The sequence below is a fragment of the Alteromonas sp. BL110 genome (assembly GCF_003443615.1).
In the GTDB taxonomy this organism is placed as follows: domain Bacteria; phylum Pseudomonadota; class Gammaproteobacteria; order Enterobacterales; family Alteromonadaceae; genus Alteromonas.
The window spans coordinates 1,955,915-1,971,731 of record NZ_CP031967.1; the positions used below are offsets into that span (position 1 = coordinate 1,955,915).

The 15,817-nt window shown below is 42.6% G+C and carries 17 protein-coding genes; 16 read left to right on the forward strand and 1 reads right to left on the reverse strand.

Translation table 11 applies throughout. From position 1 onward, the window contains the following. Nucleotides 1–32 precede the first annotated feature (32 nt). The 3 genes from D1814_RS08565 (at nt 33) to D1814_RS19570 (ending at nt 944) form a co-directional block, all read left to right on the forward strand. On the forward strand, nt 33–377 hold the full coding sequence (locus tag D1814_RS08565) for a mercuric transporter MerT family protein (RefSeq protein WP_118495351.1): 345 nt from the start codon (nt 33–35) through the stop codon (nt 375–377). A gap of 31 nt (nt 378–408) precedes the next feature. Beyond that, a complete protein-coding gene (merP, locus tag D1814_RS08570) occupies nt 409–684 on the forward strand; it encodes a mercury resistance system periplasmic binding protein MerP (RefSeq protein ID WP_118491373.1) in 276 nt (91 codons plus the stop codon). A gap of 113 nt (nt 685–797) precedes the next feature. After that, nucleotides 798–944, forward strand: coding sequence for a GDCCVxC domain-containing (seleno)protein (locus D1814_RS19570; protein ID WP_442857720.1), 147 nt, complete (start codon nt 798–800; stop codon nt 942–944). Here the strand turns inward: D1814_RS19570 and cadR are convergent. Beyond that, nucleotides 941–1,381 carry a Cd(II)/Pb(II)-responsive transcriptional regulator gene (cadR, locus tag D1814_RS08580; protein ID WP_118491378.1) on the reverse strand — a complete coding sequence of 147 codons (441 nt, stop codon included), beginning with the start codon at nt 1,379–1,381 and terminating at the stop codon, nt 941–943. The genes D1814_RS19570 and cadR overlap by 4 nt on opposite strands. A 79-nt stretch (nt 1,382–1,460) precedes the next feature. On the opposite strand from cadR, the gene D1814_RS08585 reads away from it, so the two are divergent. From D1814_RS08585 to D1814_RS08645, 13 genes are all read left to right on the forward strand, one after another. After that, the gene (locus D1814_RS08585; protein ID WP_014951211.1) at nt 1,461–2,087 is read left to right on the forward strand and encodes a cation transporter; all 627 of its coding nucleotides are present in this window, start codon (nt 1,461–1,463) and stop codon (nt 2,085–2,087) included. Further along, on the forward strand, nt 2,084–2,449 hold the full coding sequence (locus D1814_RS08590; protein WP_014951212.1) for a DUF3703 domain-containing protein: 366 nt from the start codon (nt 2,084–2,086) through the stop codon (nt 2,447–2,449). Before D1814_RS08585 ends, D1814_RS08590 begins: the two co-directional genes overlap by 4 nt. Beyond that, nucleotides 2,436–3,335: a cation diffusion facilitator family transporter gene (locus D1814_RS08595; RefSeq protein ID WP_014951213.1), complete on the forward strand. Its 900-nt coding sequence runs from the start codon at nt 2,436–2,438 to the stop codon at nt 3,333–3,335. Before D1814_RS08590 ends, D1814_RS08595 begins: the two co-directional genes overlap by 14 nt. Before the next feature lie 19 nt (nt 3,336–3,354). After that, nucleotides 3,355–3,732, forward strand: a complete 378-nt coding sequence (locus tag D1814_RS08600; RefSeq protein ID WP_014951214.1) for a hypothetical protein — start codon at nt 3,355–3,357, stop codon at nt 3,730–3,732. A gap of 72 nt (nt 3,733–3,804) precedes the next feature. Beyond that, the gene (locus D1814_RS08605; protein ID WP_014951215.1) at nt 3,805–5,202 is read left to right on the forward strand and encodes a TolC family protein; all 1,398 of its coding nucleotides are present in this window, start codon (nt 3,805–3,807) and stop codon (nt 5,200–5,202) included. After that, the gene (locus D1814_RS08610) at nt 5,195–6,124 is read left to right on the forward strand and encodes an efflux RND transporter periplasmic adaptor subunit (protein WP_014951216.1); all 930 of its coding nucleotides are present in this window, start codon (nt 5,195–5,197) and stop codon (nt 6,122–6,124) included. The genes D1814_RS08605 and D1814_RS08610 overlap by 8 nt, the downstream gene beginning before the upstream one ends. A 60-nt stretch (nt 6,125–6,184) precedes the next feature. Continuing rightward, nucleotides 6,185–9,295 (forward strand): efflux RND transporter permease subunit, encoded by a 3,111-nt coding sequence (locus D1814_RS08615; protein WP_118491380.1) that lies wholly within the window; start codon nt 6,185–6,187, stop codon nt 9,293–9,295. A gap of 106 nt (nt 9,296–9,401) precedes the next feature. Continuing rightward, entirely contained in the window at nt 9,402–10,034 is a 633-nt protein-coding gene (locus D1814_RS08620) for a cation diffusion facilitator family transporter (protein ID WP_118491382.1), read from the forward strand. Between the two features lie 256 nt (nt 10,035–10,290). After that, entirely contained in the window at nt 10,291–11,502 is a 1,212-nt protein-coding gene (locus D1814_RS08625) for a permease (protein ID WP_118491384.1), read from the forward strand. Between the two features lie 188 nt (nt 11,503–11,690). Beyond that, nucleotides 11,691–12,068 carry a hypothetical protein gene (locus D1814_RS08630; protein WP_118491386.1) on the forward strand — a complete coding sequence of 126 codons (378 nt, stop codon included), beginning with the start codon at nt 11,691–11,693 and terminating at the stop codon, nt 12,066–12,068. Between the two features lie 103 nt (nt 12,069–12,171). Beyond that, on the forward strand, nt 12,172–12,669 hold the full coding sequence (locus D1814_RS08635; protein ID WP_118491388.1) for a DUF411 domain-containing protein: 498 nt from the start codon (nt 12,172–12,174) through the stop codon (nt 12,667–12,669). Then, on the forward strand, nt 12,669–14,054 hold the full coding sequence (locus tag D1814_RS08640) for a TolC family protein (RefSeq protein WP_118491390.1): 1,386 nt from the start codon (nt 12,669–12,671) through the stop codon (nt 14,052–14,054). Before D1814_RS08635 ends, D1814_RS08640 begins: the two co-directional genes overlap by 1 nt. After that, complete coding sequence (locus D1814_RS08645) at nt 14,054–15,808, forward strand: efflux RND transporter periplasmic adaptor subunit (RefSeq protein WP_118491392.1); 1,755 nt, start codon at nt 14,054–14,056, stop codon at nt 15,806–15,808. Before D1814_RS08640 ends, D1814_RS08645 begins: the two co-directional genes overlap by 1 nt. Nucleotides 15,809–15,817 lie beyond the last annotated feature (9 nt).

A 15,817-nucleotide genomic window follows, 5' to 3' on the forward strand; every position in this document is an offset into this window, starting at 1 on the left:
GCTTCAGATTGTTTAAAAAATTACGTCATAATATGGTAAAAAGTAGTCAACTATCTATCTTAGGCGGTCTTGTTGCCGCCATCGGTGCTAGTGCATGTTGTGCTGGGCCGCTGGTGCTTCTTTTAATGGGTATTAGCGGAACGTGGATCAGCCATCTAACGCTTTTAGACCCTTATCGCCCTATTTTTATTTTTGCCGTAGTAGTTTTATTTGGGTTTGCAGGGTGGCAAACCCATCGGCCCATAAACGACTGTGCAAAAGGTGAGTTATGTTCAATCTCTAAAGTAAGAGCGCGAAGAAAAGTAATTTTTTGGTCTACCGCGCTGTTGGCGTTTCTTTTTATCACCAGTAATTACTGGATTATATGGCTAGTATAGCTACTATCACCTTAATTTTATCGGAGAAAAAATGAAGAAAATTTTTATCACATCACTGTTGTTAATAAGCAGCACTGCAACATTCGCGAAAGATGTAACACTTACTTTAGAAGTGCCTTCAATGGATTGTGCTACATGCCCGATAACAGTAAAAAAAGCGCTTGAGCGTGTTGAAGGTGTAATGAAAGTGGATGTTACATTCGAAAATAAACTTGCTGTTGTAAAATTTGACGATGAAGTAACTAACCCGGATGTACTAACGAAAGCGACAGAGAATGCTGGTTTCCCTTCACGAATAAAATCGTAACTTATTTTCGAATTGTTCTCTTTAACTTACATGTGGAGCACTGCGCTTTGGCGAAAATAGAGCTTTTATCGGCAATTACATGTCCTCAATGCAATCATAGCCAGCAAGAGGAAATGCCAACCACTGCATGTCAATTTTTCTATGAATGCACTCACTGCAAAACAGTGTTGAAACCTCTTAGCGGAGACTGCTGCGTTTACTGCTCATATGGAACAGTTAAATGCCCCCCAATTCAAGAGGGTAGCGGTTGTTGCGGTTAGCAGATTAGCTGGGACTCATTATCCGTATTAGAAGAACACGCCTCTGCAATGCTATCTAACTGATGCAATACCCCGCACTCCTTAACCTTCTTATTATGATCACAAGCAGAACGAATGGAGACCAGTGTTCCTTGTAGTGCTTTTAATTCAGCTATCCGATGTTCGATATCGTCAACATGCTTATCTATTGTAGTATTAACGTTTTCGCAGCTATTCTCTGGGTTTGCTCGGGTTTCCAGTACTAATTTAATTTCCTCGATTGTCATATCTAATGCGCGACATTGCTTTATAAACAATAACTGCTTCAGTGCATCTTCAGAGTAGCTTCGATAATTCGATGCCGTTCGCTCAGGTGCAGCCAATAGTGATTTACGCTCATAAAAACGAATTGTCTGAATACTTAACCCTGTCTTAGCTGCCAGAAGCCCAATTTTCATTTTAACTTGCCTAAAGCTTGACTCTATACCAAGTATAGAGTTTACACTCGCATTATAGGTGAGTAAAGCGAGTGTTTTTATGAGTGGTTGTGGGTGCGAAATTGAGATAAAAGACCAAGAACAAAAGGCAGTTCTCTACTGGCTATTGGGCATCAATGCTGTGATGTTTATCATTGAAATGAGTGTAGGGTTACTCGCTGACTCAACAGCACTTATTGCAGACTCCCTTGATATGTTGGCTGACGCAGTCGTTTACGGTGTTGGTATATATGCAGTAGGGAAAACAATTGTTCACAAAGCCAATGCTGCAAAGGTAAGTGGATATTTTCAATTGGCATTAGGCCTATTAATTTTGTTTGACATAGCTCGTCGCGCAACCTTTGGAAGTGGGCCTGAATCTATGCTTATGATGGGCATGGGCGGTGTTGCACTTATCGCTAACGTTATATGTTTGGCGATAATCAGAAAACAAAAAAATGGCGAGGTGCATATGCGAGCAAGTTGGATATTCTCGGCAAACGACGTCATTGCAAACATAGGAGTGATATTGGCGGGTGTGATGGTTTATCTATTCGATACTCGTTGGCCTGATTTGGTCATAGGTTTTATTGTGTCTATCGTTGTGTTACGAGGCGCAGTCTTAATTCTAAAAGACGCCAGACAGGAATTCCGTGAAAACAGCTCGACGAATGGAGAGATCGTATGAATTTCACTCAAGCAGCAAAACCTTACATACTTCAAAAACTGAGCGCCGCGCATCAATCCCTTTCGAACAATGACAATAAAGCAGGATTTAAGGCCTTAGAGGATGCTCATGTCATCGGTCAGCACTCAACATACCACCACACACGAGTGCATTATGAAATGCTTAAATTTGGAATAGAACGCCGCGACCTTAAAGAGATATTTGGACAAATTTTTAGAATGCTAGGTGCGCTGACTAAAACTCCAATTGGCTTATTGCCTGAGGGCAATACTGGTGGGGCAAACGTGAGTCCATTCAAGTCAATGTCTATTTCACCCGAAAACAAAGCCATATTGGAAAAAATTAGAAATGCACAGTCATAACCATTCACACTCGCAAGAGAATTCAACCGACGCGTCTAAACGTATTGGATGGGCGTTTTTCTTAAATGTGGTGTTCACTGTTATTGAATTCATTGGTGGATGGCTTACCAACAGCACCGCTATTATGGCTGACGCAGTGCACGATTTGGGTGATAGTCTTTCCATTGGTACAGCGTGGGGATTAAACAAGCTTAGCGATAAAGATTCTAATCAAACATTCTCATACGGCTACAAAAGATTTTCCTTACTCGGTGCATTGATTAACGGTATTGTGCTGACGGTAGGCTCCATTTGGATATTGCTTGAAGCGATACCTCGTTTGGCTGAGCCTGAAATGCCCCAAGTTGAAGGGATGGTTTTATTGTCTATCTTTGGGATGGCAGTAAACGGCTTTGCGGCTTATAAACTGAGTGAGGGAGACTCATTAAATGAGCGAGTCCTCAACTGGCATTTGCTGGAAGATGTGCTTGGTTGGGTAGCAGTATTTATCGTGTCCATCGTCTTAATGTTTAAGCCTTGGCCTATTTTAGATCCAATCTTATCCATTGGCTTTACTTTGTTCATCCTTTTCAATGTGTTCCGCAATCTCAAAGAAACCCTAATGCTGTTTTTGCAAGCAACGCCCGATGAAGAACAGCTTTCAAAGATTCGAAGCGATTTACTGGCAAACGATAAGGTAAGTGATCTTCATCATTTTCATATTTGGTCTCTAGACGGTGAGCGTAACGTAATGACGGTCCATCTTGTTCTTGATGAAGATGTCAGTCTTGAGCACCTCCAATCACTCAAAGAAAACATACACAGTTCGTTAGAAAAGTATAAATTTGAACATACGACAGTTGAGCTGGAGTTTGCTAATGAACAATGTCGTGACGAAGTGAATTAGGCTTGGTAACCTTTCATACATGAAAAATCTAAAACGCATAAGTTACATCGTGATCTCGCTGATACTCTTTCAGTCGTTTTCTGCTGTGGCGAATTCGTTAGATTTTCATGCAATAGACATTCAGCACTTGCAACACGAGCATAAGCATTCTGAGCACGAGCAAGTGCAGTCTGAGCTGTCTGCCAATGAAACCAGTGATAAAGTAAGTACAGAGCACCACAATCCTGCTGATTGTCACCATTGCGGCCACTGCCATGGCACACATGCACAATGGGTCAGTCAGAGTCATATCAACAGTCTGAAAACAGTGGTTTCAGTCCACAATTTCAACTATTTAGATGCGGTAATTGACGCACCTATTAACCGCTTACTTCGCCCCCCCAAAATTACTTCCTAGTACGTTTTTTCGATAGCACCGCGCTGATAACACTCGCGATGCTAAATATTGATAAATTATTAGGATATTCCAATGAAAATGTTTCCTATTTTCGGGCATGCATCTGCCATTGTGTGCAGTTGCATACTGGGCTTATTACTCAGTCCACCGACCGCTCATGCGGCGAAAACCAACAGATTTGTAGACAAAAGTGTCCAAGCGCCCATACGAGAAACGCTGACTCTTGAGGACGCTATTAGACTAACACTTGCCAATAATCCAAGTCTGTATGAGTTTAAATTTAAACAACGTGTTATAGACGGAGAGTCAAAAACGGCGGCGCTTAAACCCGCATTGAATGCAGGGGTTGAATTAGAGAACTTTTTGGGAACTGGCGAGGTATCAGGTCTCAAAGAGCTTGAAGTTACCTTGACATTATCATCAGTGTTACAGCTCAATGATAAGCCAGCAGCAAGGTTGAATGTACTCTCTGAACGAAGAATACAGCAAGATGTTGAAAAGCGAATACTCACCTTAGATATCCTCGGTGAGCTTAATCGTCGTTACATCAAAGTACTCGTATTGCAGGCGAACTTAGACGTCATAAAAGATGCAGAGGCACTTGCACTTTATACATTGAATGCCGTAACGAAACGCGTTGAAGCAGGCGCGTCCCCCTTGTTAGAACAAAAACGTGCCCAAGCTGCGCTGGCCCAAGCAAAGCTCGATGTTAATCTAGCTCAACAGGACCTAACGTTTGCCTTGCGCAGTTTATCCATCATGTGGGGGGAGCAGGTACCGAGCTTTAAGCGTGTGGAAGGCGATCTTTTTGCTTTTAATAAGATTGAGTCGTTTGATGCGCTGGCAGTCGCAATCCAAAATAGCCCTCACATTGACCTATACGCTAAACAAAGCCGTGTGCAAGCGGCGCAGCTTCGTTTAGTGCAAGCGAATAACCGCGCTGATATTGAGTGGTCAGCGGGGCTTCGCAGAATGCAAGGTATTGATGAAACAGCACTGGTTGCCGGAGTAAGCGTTCCATTGTTTCAAAAAGAACGAAACCTTGGTGAATATGAAGCAAACAGGGCACGTCTTGACGCAATAGAGCAGCAAAGACAAAGCAACGTTCGAAGCCTATTACATTCAGTTAATCAAGCGTTAGGCGAACATACACGAGCATTGCTAGAGATTGACACACTTCAGCGCAAGGTGATTCCTCCGTTAAAGGGCGCGTTAGATTTAGTCGAGAACGCCTATTTGGAGGGCCGTTTCAGCTACTTGGAATGGGTAACTACTCGACAAGAATTTCTGACAACCCGGCTGACATTAATAGAGGCAGCGTCTCAAGTTCACTTAAGCAAAACAGAAATTGAAACACTCACAGGTCTCGCGCTGACGAATGAGCACAATGATGACTCATTTCACCCAAGTCACAAAAGCAATTGGCAGCAGTCATCTAACATTTCGATAAGAAGTCATGATTATGAATAAATTCACAATACAAAAAGTACTTATTTCTATCTTCACCCTTAGCCTTTATAGCCTAACCGCAATCGCAGGAGGTAAACACAGTGATGTAAGTTCCAGCGATCAAGACAATCACGCAGGTGAAGTCGTAAGAATGAGCAATGAAACAGCAATTCAGAATGGTATTTCTGCAACTCCCGTGCTCGCACGCGATATTGCGTTAACGAGTACGCTTTATGGGCGAATTAGTGCAGACCCCGCTTCATTAAGTCATATAAGAGCACGGTTTGACGGTGTTATTAAAGATGTAAAAGTCAACATTGGCGATTCCGTTAAGAAAGGTGATATTTTAGCGGTTGTTGAGTCCAATGAGAGTTTAAAAAGTTATTCCATCACGTCACCTTTTGATGGCAATGTGATTGCGCGACATGCGAATAATGGTGAGTTATCAAACGGGCAAGTACTTTTTTCGTTAGCTAACTATAAAAACGTATGGGCACAGCTGACCGTTTTTTCACAAATGCTTAGCAGCATCAAGGTTGGACAGTCAGTTGAACTAAGCCACGCAGGTTTCAACCAAACCTCCAAGATTGCATATATTACGCCTTCAGCTGATGGCAATCCACACTCTCTTGCCAATGTAGCTGTCGATAATAGTACTGGATATTGGCCACTCGGTACGCTGGTCAAAGCACAAGTTACGACGTCAACTAAGTCAGTAAGTCATTCGGTTCCTCTATCTTCTGTGCAAGAGTATGAAGCCAAACAAGTTGTTTTTGTGGTTGAGGGTGATGAGTATGCGCCCAGAGCGGTAGAGCTTGGTGTCTCAGATGGTCACTATATCGAGGTTATCAGTGGCCTTGAAGCAGGCGAACGCGTCGTGGCTTCCAATAGCTACATAATTAAAGCAGATTTGGAAAAATCGGAGGCAGGCCATGATCATTAATGCCTCACTACAACTGATATTTCCCTGTCAAATGGCGTGTAGTTCTAAGGGAGGTTTAAGATGCTAGTTTCCATTATTCGTACCGCAATCGAAAAGCGCGGTATTTTTCTGATGCTTTCCTTTTTGGTGATTGGATTAGGCCTATTCAGTTATCAAAAGCTGCCTATTGATGCCGTACCCGATATCACCAACGTTCAGGTACAAATCAACACACAAGCAGAAGGTTATTCACCGCTTGAAACTGAACAACGTATCACCTTTTTGGTAGAAAACGCTTTGGCAGGATTACCAAACTTGGACTACACACGTTCACTATCGCGCTATGGCTTATCACAAGTGACGGCCGTTTTTGAAGAAGGCACGGATCTCTATTTTGCCAGAAACCTCATAAACGAACGGCTAGGCATTATCAAAAGCCAATTGCCCGATGGTATTGAGCCTAAGATGGGGCCGATTGCCACAGGTTTGGGTGAAATTTACATGTACACGCTTAGCGCGAAGCCCGGCACAGTAACTGTCGATGGCAGAAAATTTGATGCAATGGCGCTTCGAGAGTTACACGATTGGGTGGTGAAACCTCAACTGGCCTTGGTGAAAGGGGTAACAGAGGTTAATGCTATTGGGGGGTTTACCAAACAGTATCATGTGAAGCCTAATCCTCAACTTATGCTTAATTACGGCGTTAGTACTGACGATTTATTGCGGGCATTAAATCGAAATAACGCTAATCAGGGCGCTGGGTACATTGAACGCAACGGCCAGCAAATACTAGTACGTTCACAAGCGAGACTTTCGAGCGTTGAGGACATCGGTAACGTGGTGGTAACGCTTACAAACCGATCTCCCGTCACGGTAAGTGACATTGCAGAGGTCGCCATCGGTAAGGAGCTTAGAACGGGCGCTGCAACACGAGAAGGTCAAGAGACGGTGTTGGGCACAGCTATGATGCTAATAGGCGAAAATAGCCGAGCTGTTGCGCTAGACGTGGCTGATAAAGTGGATGAAATCCAAGCAAGCCTGCCAGAGGGCGTAATTATCCAAAGTGTATACGATCGCACTACGCTCGTGGATAAAGCCATCAATACAGTACAAAAAAACCTTGTTGAAGGCGCACTACTCGTTATTGTTGTCTTATTTTTATTGCTGGGCAATATACGGGCAGCAATTATCACCGCCGCTGTCATCCCACTTGCCATGCTTGCCACAATAATAGGCATGGTACAAACGGGCGTTAGCGCGAACCTAATGAGCTTAGGTGCGTTAGACTTTGGACTGATTGTTGACGGAGCGGTTATTATCGTCGAGAACTGTATTAGGCGATTAAGTGAATCGCAGCGGCGAACGGGTGCAATACTGCCTCTTAAAGAACGGCTGGAAGTCGTATTTGAGGCAACGAATGAGGTGATACGCCCAAGTCTATTTGGCGTGATGATAATCACGATTGTGTACATTCCTATCTTTAGCTTAACAGGTGTCGAAGGGAAGATGTTTCACCCAATGGCGGCTACCGTAATATTGGCATTGCTAGCGGCAATGGTATTTTCAATCACCATTGTGCCCGCAGCTGTTGCTATGTTTATGTCAGGCAAAGTCAGTGAAAAAGCGAGTCCAATAATCACTGGGGCTAAATCAGTTTACCGCCCTGTACTGGAGTGGGCATTAAAATTACGATGGTTGGTAGTAGGTGCAGCAACATTACTCGTAGTTATCAGTGTTTGGTTTGGGATGCGCCTAGGTTCTGAATTTGTGCCGCAACTAGATGAGGGTGACATAGCCCTTCATGCAATGAGAGTGCCCGGCACAGGAATTGAACAAGCTGTCGATATGCAAAAACGGCTTGAACAGGTCATTATGCAATACCCACAGGTAAACACCGTATTTGCTAAAACGGGTACTGCTGAGGTGGCTACTGATGCTATGCCACCCAACGTCACTGACACTTTTGTAATGCTAAAACCAATTGATGAATGGCCAAACCCTGCATTATCGAAAACGGAATTTGTCGAGCAATTGGAGAGGGATCTTCAAAATGTACCCGGCAATAACTATGAGTTTACGCAACCTATACAGATGCGCTTTAACGAATTAATTAGTGGCGTTAGGGCAGATTTAGGGATCAAGATATATGGTGATGATCTGGATAAGCTGCGGGATTCAGCTGGTGATGTTTTATCCGTATTACAAGATATTCCGGGCGCTGCTGATGCACGAGTAGAACAAGTAGATGAGATCCCCATCTTCACGGTGAACCCGAAGCCTTATGCGCTGGCGCGTTACAACTTAGACGTAACTGACTTGCAAACGTGGTTAAGTGCATCAGTTGGCGGCAAAGAAGCTGGTTTGGTATTTGAAGGCGACAGACGCTTTGAGATTGTTGTTCGTTATCCTGAAGAGATTCGCAATGATTTAGAAGCGCTGGGAAATATACCCATCATGACCAATGATGGTGAGTATGTGCCAATCGCCGAGGTGGCTGAGCTTGAATATACCAATATACCCAGTCAAATAAGTCGAGAAAACGCAAAACGCCGTATCGTCGTCACAGCAAATGTGAGAGATCGTGATTTAGGCTCTTTTGTCAATGATGCTAAAGAGCAAGTCGCAGCCAATGTGGCACTGCCGAGTGGTTATTGGATAAGTTATGGTGGAACGTTTGAGCAATTGGAAAGTGCAAGTCAACGACTGAGCTTGGTTGTGCCCGCAACGCTTTTCCTGATCCTTGCATTACTTGTGATTGCATTTGGCTCAGTCAAAGACGCCTTGATAATTTTCACAGGCGTCCCTTTGGCATTAACTGGCGGCATCTTTGCTCTTTGGATCAGAGATATGCCTCTTTCAATATCGGCAGGGATTGGTTTTATCGCGCTCTCTGGTATTGCTGTATTGAATGGTCTGGTAATGCTGTCTTTTATCAGGCAGAGGATGGAAGAGACTGGCGAGTTGGTAAACTCGATTATTGATGGTGCAATGACTCGCTTGCGGCCAGTGCTGATGACAGCGTTAGTGGCGAGTCTTGGTTTCGTGCCCATGGCGCTTAACGTAGGTACTGGCGCAGAGGTGCAGCGACCTCTGGCAACGGTGGTCATTGGTGGGATCATATCCTCTACCTTGTTAACTCTGGTTGTATTACCCGTACTCTATAGACTCGTTCACAGCAAAACTGCGATCTAATGTTAAGGGCTTTCTGATTAATGACGAAAGCCCTTATTTCGAATCACCCAGAACGGCCAAATTAGAATAATGTCGTGTCGTTCATTTTTTGACGTTGCAGGAAAGTATGGAACCAACAAGAAAAAGTGATTTAAAAAAGGCGAGAACGCTTCAAATATTAAATGTCATCTATGATGCAATTGAAGTAATAGTCGCCTTAGTAGCAGGGATAACTGCCAATAGTTCGGCGCTCATAGGATGGGCATTGGACAGCACAATAGAGGTGGTAAGTGCTGCCACCCTTGGCTGGCGTCTACACGGTGAGCTTAAAGGAATTGATGAAGATCAGGTAAATAGACGGAAGAAAATTACTCTCTACGTGATTGCAGTATCATTTACTTTGGTCTGTATATTTATATCTTATGATTCAATTACAAAACTTCTTAGTCAGCAAACTTCAAGCTGGAGCACTATGGGGTTAATCATTTTAGTTACTTCTTTGCTTATCAACCCTATTCTTATTTATTTCAAAAGAAAATATGGTCGTAAGCTGGACAGCCCAGCGTTACTTGCCGATGCCAAAGATACCTTTATCTGTTTATACCAGACTATCGTTGTTCTTGCTGGTTTGCTATTGGTAAATTGGTTAGGTTGGTGGTGGGCAGATCCTGTGGCGGCGTTGCTCATTGTACCTTATGCAGCAAAAGAAGGTTGGGAGGCCTACACTAAAGCAAGAAAAATCAACGTTGATAAGAAGTAACAGGCGTATAGACGTTTACAATACATTCTCTCAAAACTGACGTTATTCATTTTGTAAAAACTATAATAGTTTCTTAATTACTTAGATTTTTATCAGGTAATGCTGTTAGTGGAGCAGTTCTATACTTCGGTGATCGCAGTACTGCACATAAGGTAATGATCCATGCATCCAATGGTTAAAATACAAATACACAGGAAGCCATAGCGCTTTTAACTGAATCAGGGTTAGATTTACATCGTGCTAAAGGAGGGGAAACATGAGTGAGTTTTTAACGCAATGGCAAGAGGCCGCCCACACTACTCTGGGCCTATTCTGGATGGCTTTTTGGGCCTTCGCGCTTGGTTATTTAATAAGCTCAATGATCCAAGTTTTTGTCACCAAAGAGAGAATGCAAAAATCCATGGGAAAAACCGGACCCAAAAGCGTCGCATTGGGCACTTTCTTTGGTTTTATATCCAGTTCCTGTTCCTTCGCAGCTTTATCAACAACGCGTGCTCTATTTGCAAAAGGTGCAGGCTTAATCCCTTCGCTTGCTTTCATGCTGGCGTCCACCAATTTGGTGGTGGAATTAGGCATAATCATTTCTATTTTTCTTGGGTGGCAGTTTGTTGTAGGAGAATATGTCGGTGGTATTCTACTTATCCTAGCCGTTTGGCTTTTGGTCAAACTGACGTGTAAAAATGAATTTGAGGAAAAATCCCGAGAGCATGCAAAAAAAGCAGAAGGTGGCGATAACCAAGCGAATAGCAAGGAAAAAAGCTGGAAAGATAAAATAGCGAGTAAAGCGGGATGGCACCAAGTTGCTAGCCGCTACACGATGGAATGGAAGATGGTATGGAAAGATGTGACCATTGGGTTTACGGTCGCCGGTATCATCGCGGTATTTGTTCCCACTGAATTTTTTCAATCACTTTTCATCGGAGCCGGGCAAGAATCGAACTCCTTTTTGCAAATTCTTGCACAAACCATCGTTGGCCCCGTTGCGGCCTTTTTTACTTTTATCGGCTCCATGGGCAACATTCCGCTAGCGGCCGTGTTATTCGGGCAGGGGGTAAGTTTCGCTGGAGTAATGGCGTTTATCTTTAGTGATCTGGTGGTATTTCCAGTGTTGCGGATTCAGGCGCAGTACTATGGCTGGAAAATGGCCATTTATATACTGATTGTATTTCTATGTGCGCTTGTGGGCGTCTCGCTTGTCATGCACTATGGACTCGATCTCTTGGGACACTTGCCTGATGCTTCAGGATTTCAGTCAATGACAGATCGTGAGTTTTTTAACATAGACTACACGTTTTTCTTGAATTTGCTCTTTCTCGCGCTAACCGCTGCATTCATAGTTTGGCATTACTACAAAAAAGAAAAATCGATGTCAGCTAATCGAAGCCTTGGCGACTGGATACTGCTGTCGCTTTCGATTGTCGCGTATGGATGGCTTGCAATTGGTGTTGCTGTGCTTCCATTTTTATAGTTTACAAGCGCAGTTTTCTTAAATTGGGCGACTTGCATCGAGCCTACTTCTAGCCTCGTCTATACAGTCATATCTGAATTGCTGATAACCGTTGTGCTCAGTTAGTTTTTTTTGAGAGGGAATGCTCTGTATCATTTACACAAACACAAGTTTAGATTATCATGATAAGGTATTTTTAAGAGAACTGTATGTTTAAACCACTTTCAAAAGTCTTAGTTGTTGTTGCCATGCTTACTGCCTTTGTTGGGCAAGCATTGGCTTATACATCTATGTCTTGTGAAATGTCGGCAGATTCTCATCAATCTCATATGACTATGGAACACTCTTCAATGAAGTCTCATGAAGGTATGGAACATGGTGATATGAAGGCTAGTGCTTCAAGTTCAAAAGACTGCTGCGACGTAGACTGTATTTGTCCTGCAAATGCATGTACATCAGTCACATTTTTGAATTCACACAATGGTTCACCTGATATTTTGGGCTTTACTGAAGCTATAGTGAACCAAGGCGCTGAACACCCAAAGTCAATGTCTACTTCCCTTTTCCGTCCACCAATATTTGCCTAACACAGGGTTAGTGCGTCCAAAATTTACGCACAGAATAACTTTTCTTGTTAATTAATTAAGCGCTAGTGCGCCTATATTTTATCCAGCATTGTCTGGGGGCAAAATGATCAAATTATTTTTTAAGTTAGCGGTAGCTATACTGCTAATACCAGCGTTTACTCACGCTACCGAGCATAATCATGAAAGTCATGTCGAAGCAAAGCTAATCGAGTTATTAGTTTACAAAACTCCGACTTGTGGATGTTGCAAAAAGTGGATAACCCATATTGAAGATGAAGGGGTGATTGCGCACTCCAAAGATTACCGCAACATCTCCAATATAAAAACTAAGTACGGTATCAAACCTAATTATCGCTCTTGTCATACAGCCGTTACTAGAAATGGCTTTGCGTTTGAAGGGCATGTGCCTGCCAAATTCATAAAACAATTTTTAGCTGAAAAACACAACAACGCCATTGGTTTGTCAGTTCCATCGATGCCTGTTGGCTCTCCGGGGATGGAAGTAGGTGAACGTTTTATGCCTTACAACGTGTTGATTCTATTTAAAGATGGTACTAGCGAAGTGTATGCAGAGGTGAAAACCTATGAGGAGCAATTCTAATGAAATTTGGAATTCCAAGTCTGTTAAAGATTACTATTAGTTTAATGATCGGGTTTTCTGCATTTTATGCCCAAGCAGAAAAGATCATTTCACTTGATCAGGCGATAGCATTAGCACAGCAAAATGACCCTTGGCTGCACGGCAGCAAGTTGAAACAGCAAGCTGTTGAGTATAACAGTATAGCTTCTGGAACATTGCCTGACCCTATTATGTCTGTGGGCATGATGAATTTACCAACAGATACATGGAACTTAGATCAGGAAGGTATGACTCAATTTAAAGTTGGAGTTTCTCAACTGTTTCCTAGAGGAGATAGTTTGGAACTCAAACGACAACAGCTAAAAATCGAATCAACTAAATACCCGCTGTTACGCGAAAATCGTAAGGCGAAATTGAAAAGTGAAGTTTCCCAACTTTGGTTAGACGCTTTTCTAGCGCAACAAACCATTAAGTTAATCGAGAACGATTGGGAACTATTTGAGCAGATGGCGGAGATAGCAAAAGCCAGTTACTCAAATGTGATTGGAAAAACAAGACAACAAGATGTCATTCGAGCACAACTAGAAATCGTTCAATTGAAAGATAGGTTGACAGTCCAGAGGCAAAAATTAGAAACCTCAATTGCTCGTCTAAACGAATGGCTTCATCTTTATGATGACAGTAACTATGAAAAAGCGTTTGATTTTGACGCGCAACCAATGGCATTCAATGTCTCAGAAACTCTACCTGAAATTCGATTGCAAACCCCCGCATTTTTAAAGAAGGCTCATTATTCGCGAAATGCTCTGGCATTAGAATTAGAAAATCACCCTGCGATTCGCTCAATTGATGTTCAGAAAAAAGTGACTGAAACAGCTGTTGATATAGCCAAACAACAATATAAGCCCCAGTGGGGAGTAAACGCCAGCTATGCCTATCGTGATGATATGCCATCAGGAGATAATAGAGCAGACTTGTTTTCTGTTGGTGTGACGTTTGATTTACCGTTATTCACTGAAAATAGACAAGATAAACAAGTTGCCGCATCAATCGCGGAAACAGAAGCTGTCAGAACAGAGAAATTGCTGTTAACAAAACAAATGATTAGCGAAATTGAAAAAGAGCTAAGGCAACTGAAAAGACTATCAGAAAGGCAGTCAATATATAAAGAACAATTGCTTACGCAAACCCACGACCAAGCAGAAGCTTCGTTGACTGCTTATACCAACGATGATGGTGATTTTTCTGAAGTTGTTCGAGCTAGAATCGCAATGCTTAATGCCAGAATTTCCGCACTAAAAATAGATGTTGATGCATTGAAAACAGTAACTCGTATCAATTATTTCTTCGCACAGTCACATTCAAAATCAGCACCCGCACACACTGGTAAATTCGGAGAGAAATAATGTCATCTAATACAAAAATAATTATCGCGATCATCATTGGTGCAGCAATAGGTGCTGGGACATTGGGTTTATTCCTAAATCCTAACTCTGAAGGACCGAAAACAAATTCTGAAGAGAAAAAGCCGCTTTATTGGGTTGCCCCGATGGATTCTAATTACCGCCGGGACAAGCCCGGTAAATCTCCAATGGGGATGGACTTAATTCCTGTGTATGAAGATGAATCATCAACTGATGACTTCGGCCCCGGTGCTGTTAGGGTCGCTCCTCATGTGGTGAATAATCTTGGTGTTCGTACCGCACCTGTTGAGCTAGAAAATATGCACACTGAAATCTCTACGGTGGGTTATGTACAATATGACGAAGATAAACTAATTCATATCCACCCACGTGTTGATGGCTGGATCGAAAAACTATACGTTAAGGCTGAGGGTGACCCTGTAGAAAAAGGTCAACCCCTTTACAGCTTATATTCTCCCCAGTTAGTTAATGCTCAAGAAGAATTGTTAATCGCCTTAAAGCGCGATAACGGCTCGTTAGTTACGGCAGCTAAAGATCGTCTTAAAGCCTTACAACTTTCAGCAGGCTTGATTAAAGAACTAGAGCAAACAAAAAAAGTTCAACAAACAATTACCTTTTATTCGCCTCAAGCAGGTGTTGTAGATGGGTTAAAGATACGAGAAGGTTTTTATGTGAAACCGGGAGATACTTTGCTTAGTATCGGCAAACTTGACCAAGTATGGGTAGAGGCTGAAGTGTTTGAACGAGATGCAGCGCTTATCAAAGAAGGGTTGCCAGTATCGATGACTCTAGACTACTTGCCCGGAGAAGATTGGACAGGTGTGGTTGACTATGTTTACCCAGCATTAAACAGTAAAACTCGCACACTTAGAGTTCGCTTGAAATTTGATAATCCTGATTTTCAATTAAAGCCCAATATGTTCGCACAAGTTTCGATCCATGCGAATCAAGCCGACAGTGCGATTATTGTTCCTAGAGAGGCGGTCATACGCACAGGCAAGCAAGACAGAGTCGTTCTCGCCTTAGGTGACGGACAGTTTAAATCAATTGAGGTAACTATTGGTCGAGTTGATAAAGATAGTATCGAGATTCTGAGCGGTTTAAATGAAGATGATGTTGTTGTTACGTCTGCTCAATTCCTAATTGATTCGGAATCAAGTAAGTCATCAGACTTTAAGCGTATGACACATGATGAGGTGCCGAACTCTATCTGGATGCAAGGTGAAGTAAACAGCGTCATGACAGGACATCGTATGGTCAATATTACACATGGCCCGGCTGAAGCTTGGGATTGGCCGGAAATGACAATGGACTTTAATGTGGCTGAGAATGTTGATGTTGACTCTTTAAAGTCAGGTCAATCTTTACACTTCGAGGTGTCTAAAACCGAAGATAGTGGATATGAAGTAACTGGTATTCATATCATGAGTCAGCCAGAAGTATCCTTTGCAACAGTCTCAGGTTTAATTAATGAAATAAACTTAGGCAATCGCACTTTCAATATTAGTCGAGGCCCAATAGAGAAGTGGGATAGACCTGCTGCGACGATGGATTTTATCGTCGCGGAAAATATAGAAATAGCTGACTTTAATGTTGGTGATAACGTCACTTTCACGTTTGAAGTGAGAGATGAATTGGTTATCACTGAAATTTCCCTTGAAGTAAATGAAAAAAACAGCGACGAACATGAGACAAATCATGAACAGAAAGCTGTTGTCGATCATTCGAACCATTAAATAGGGAGA

What these genes read in the sequence shown, in the direction of transcription:
- cadR (WP_118491378.1), bottom strand. Translation starts at nt 1,381, where the DNA reads ATGAAAATTGGGCTTCTGGCAGCTAAGACAGGGTTAAGTATTCAGACA.
- D1814_RS19570 (WP_442857720.1), top strand. Translation starts at nt 798, where the DNA reads ATGCCAACCACTGCATGTCAATTTTTCTATGAATGCACTCACTGCAAA.
- D1814_RS08585 (WP_014951211.1), top strand. Translation starts at nt 1,461, where the DNA reads ATGAGTGGTTGTGGGTGCGAAATTGAGATAAAAGACCAAGAACAAAAG.
- D1814_RS08610 (WP_014951216.1), top strand. Translation starts at nt 5,195, where the DNA reads ATGAATAAATTCACAATACAAAAAGTACTTATTTCTATCTTCACCCTT.
- D1814_RS08645 (WP_118491392.1), top strand. Translation starts at nt 14,054, where the DNA reads ATGTCATCTAATACAAAAATAATTATCGCGATCATCATTGGTGCAGCA.
- D1814_RS08620 (WP_118491382.1), top strand. Translation starts at nt 9,402, where the DNA reads ATGGAACCAACAAGAAAAAGTGATTTAAAAAAGGCGAGAACGCTTCAA.
- D1814_RS08605 (WP_014951215.1), top strand. Translation starts at nt 3,805, where the DNA reads ATGAAAATGTTTCCTATTTTCGGGCATGCATCTGCCATTGTGTGCAGT.
- D1814_RS08590 (WP_014951212.1), top strand. Translation starts at nt 2,084, where the DNA reads ATGAATTTCACTCAAGCAGCAAAACCTTACATACTTCAAAAACTGAGC.
- D1814_RS08600 (WP_014951214.1), top strand. Translation starts at nt 3,355, where the DNA reads ATGAAAAATCTAAAACGCATAAGTTACATCGTGATCTCGCTGATACTC.
- D1814_RS08595 (WP_014951213.1), top strand. Translation starts at nt 2,436, where the DNA reads ATGCACAGTCATAACCATTCACACTCGCAAGAGAATTCAACCGACGCG.
- D1814_RS08635 (WP_118491388.1), top strand. Translation starts at nt 12,172, where the DNA reads ATGATCAAATTATTTTTTAAGTTAGCGGTAGCTATACTGCTAATACCA.
- D1814_RS08615 (WP_118491380.1), top strand. Translation starts at nt 6,185, where the DNA reads ATGCTAGTTTCCATTATTCGTACCGCAATCGAAAAGCGCGGTATTTTT.
- D1814_RS08630 (WP_118491386.1), top strand. Translation starts at nt 11,691, where the DNA reads ATGTTTAAACCACTTTCAAAAGTCTTAGTTGTTGTTGCCATGCTTACT.
- merP (WP_118491373.1), top strand. Translation starts at nt 409, where the DNA reads ATGAAGAAAATTTTTATCACATCACTGTTGTTAATAAGCAGCACTGCA.
- D1814_RS08640 (WP_118491390.1), top strand. Translation starts at nt 12,669, where the DNA reads ATGAAATTTGGAATTCCAAGTCTGTTAAAGATTACTATTAGTTTAATG.
- D1814_RS08565 (WP_118495351.1), top strand. Translation starts at nt 33, where the DNA reads ATGGTAAAAAGTAGTCAACTATCTATCTTAGGCGGTCTTGTTGCCGCC.
- D1814_RS08625 (WP_118491384.1), top strand. Translation starts at nt 10,291, where the DNA reads ATGAGTGAGTTTTTAACGCAATGGCAAGAGGCCGCCCACACTACTCTG.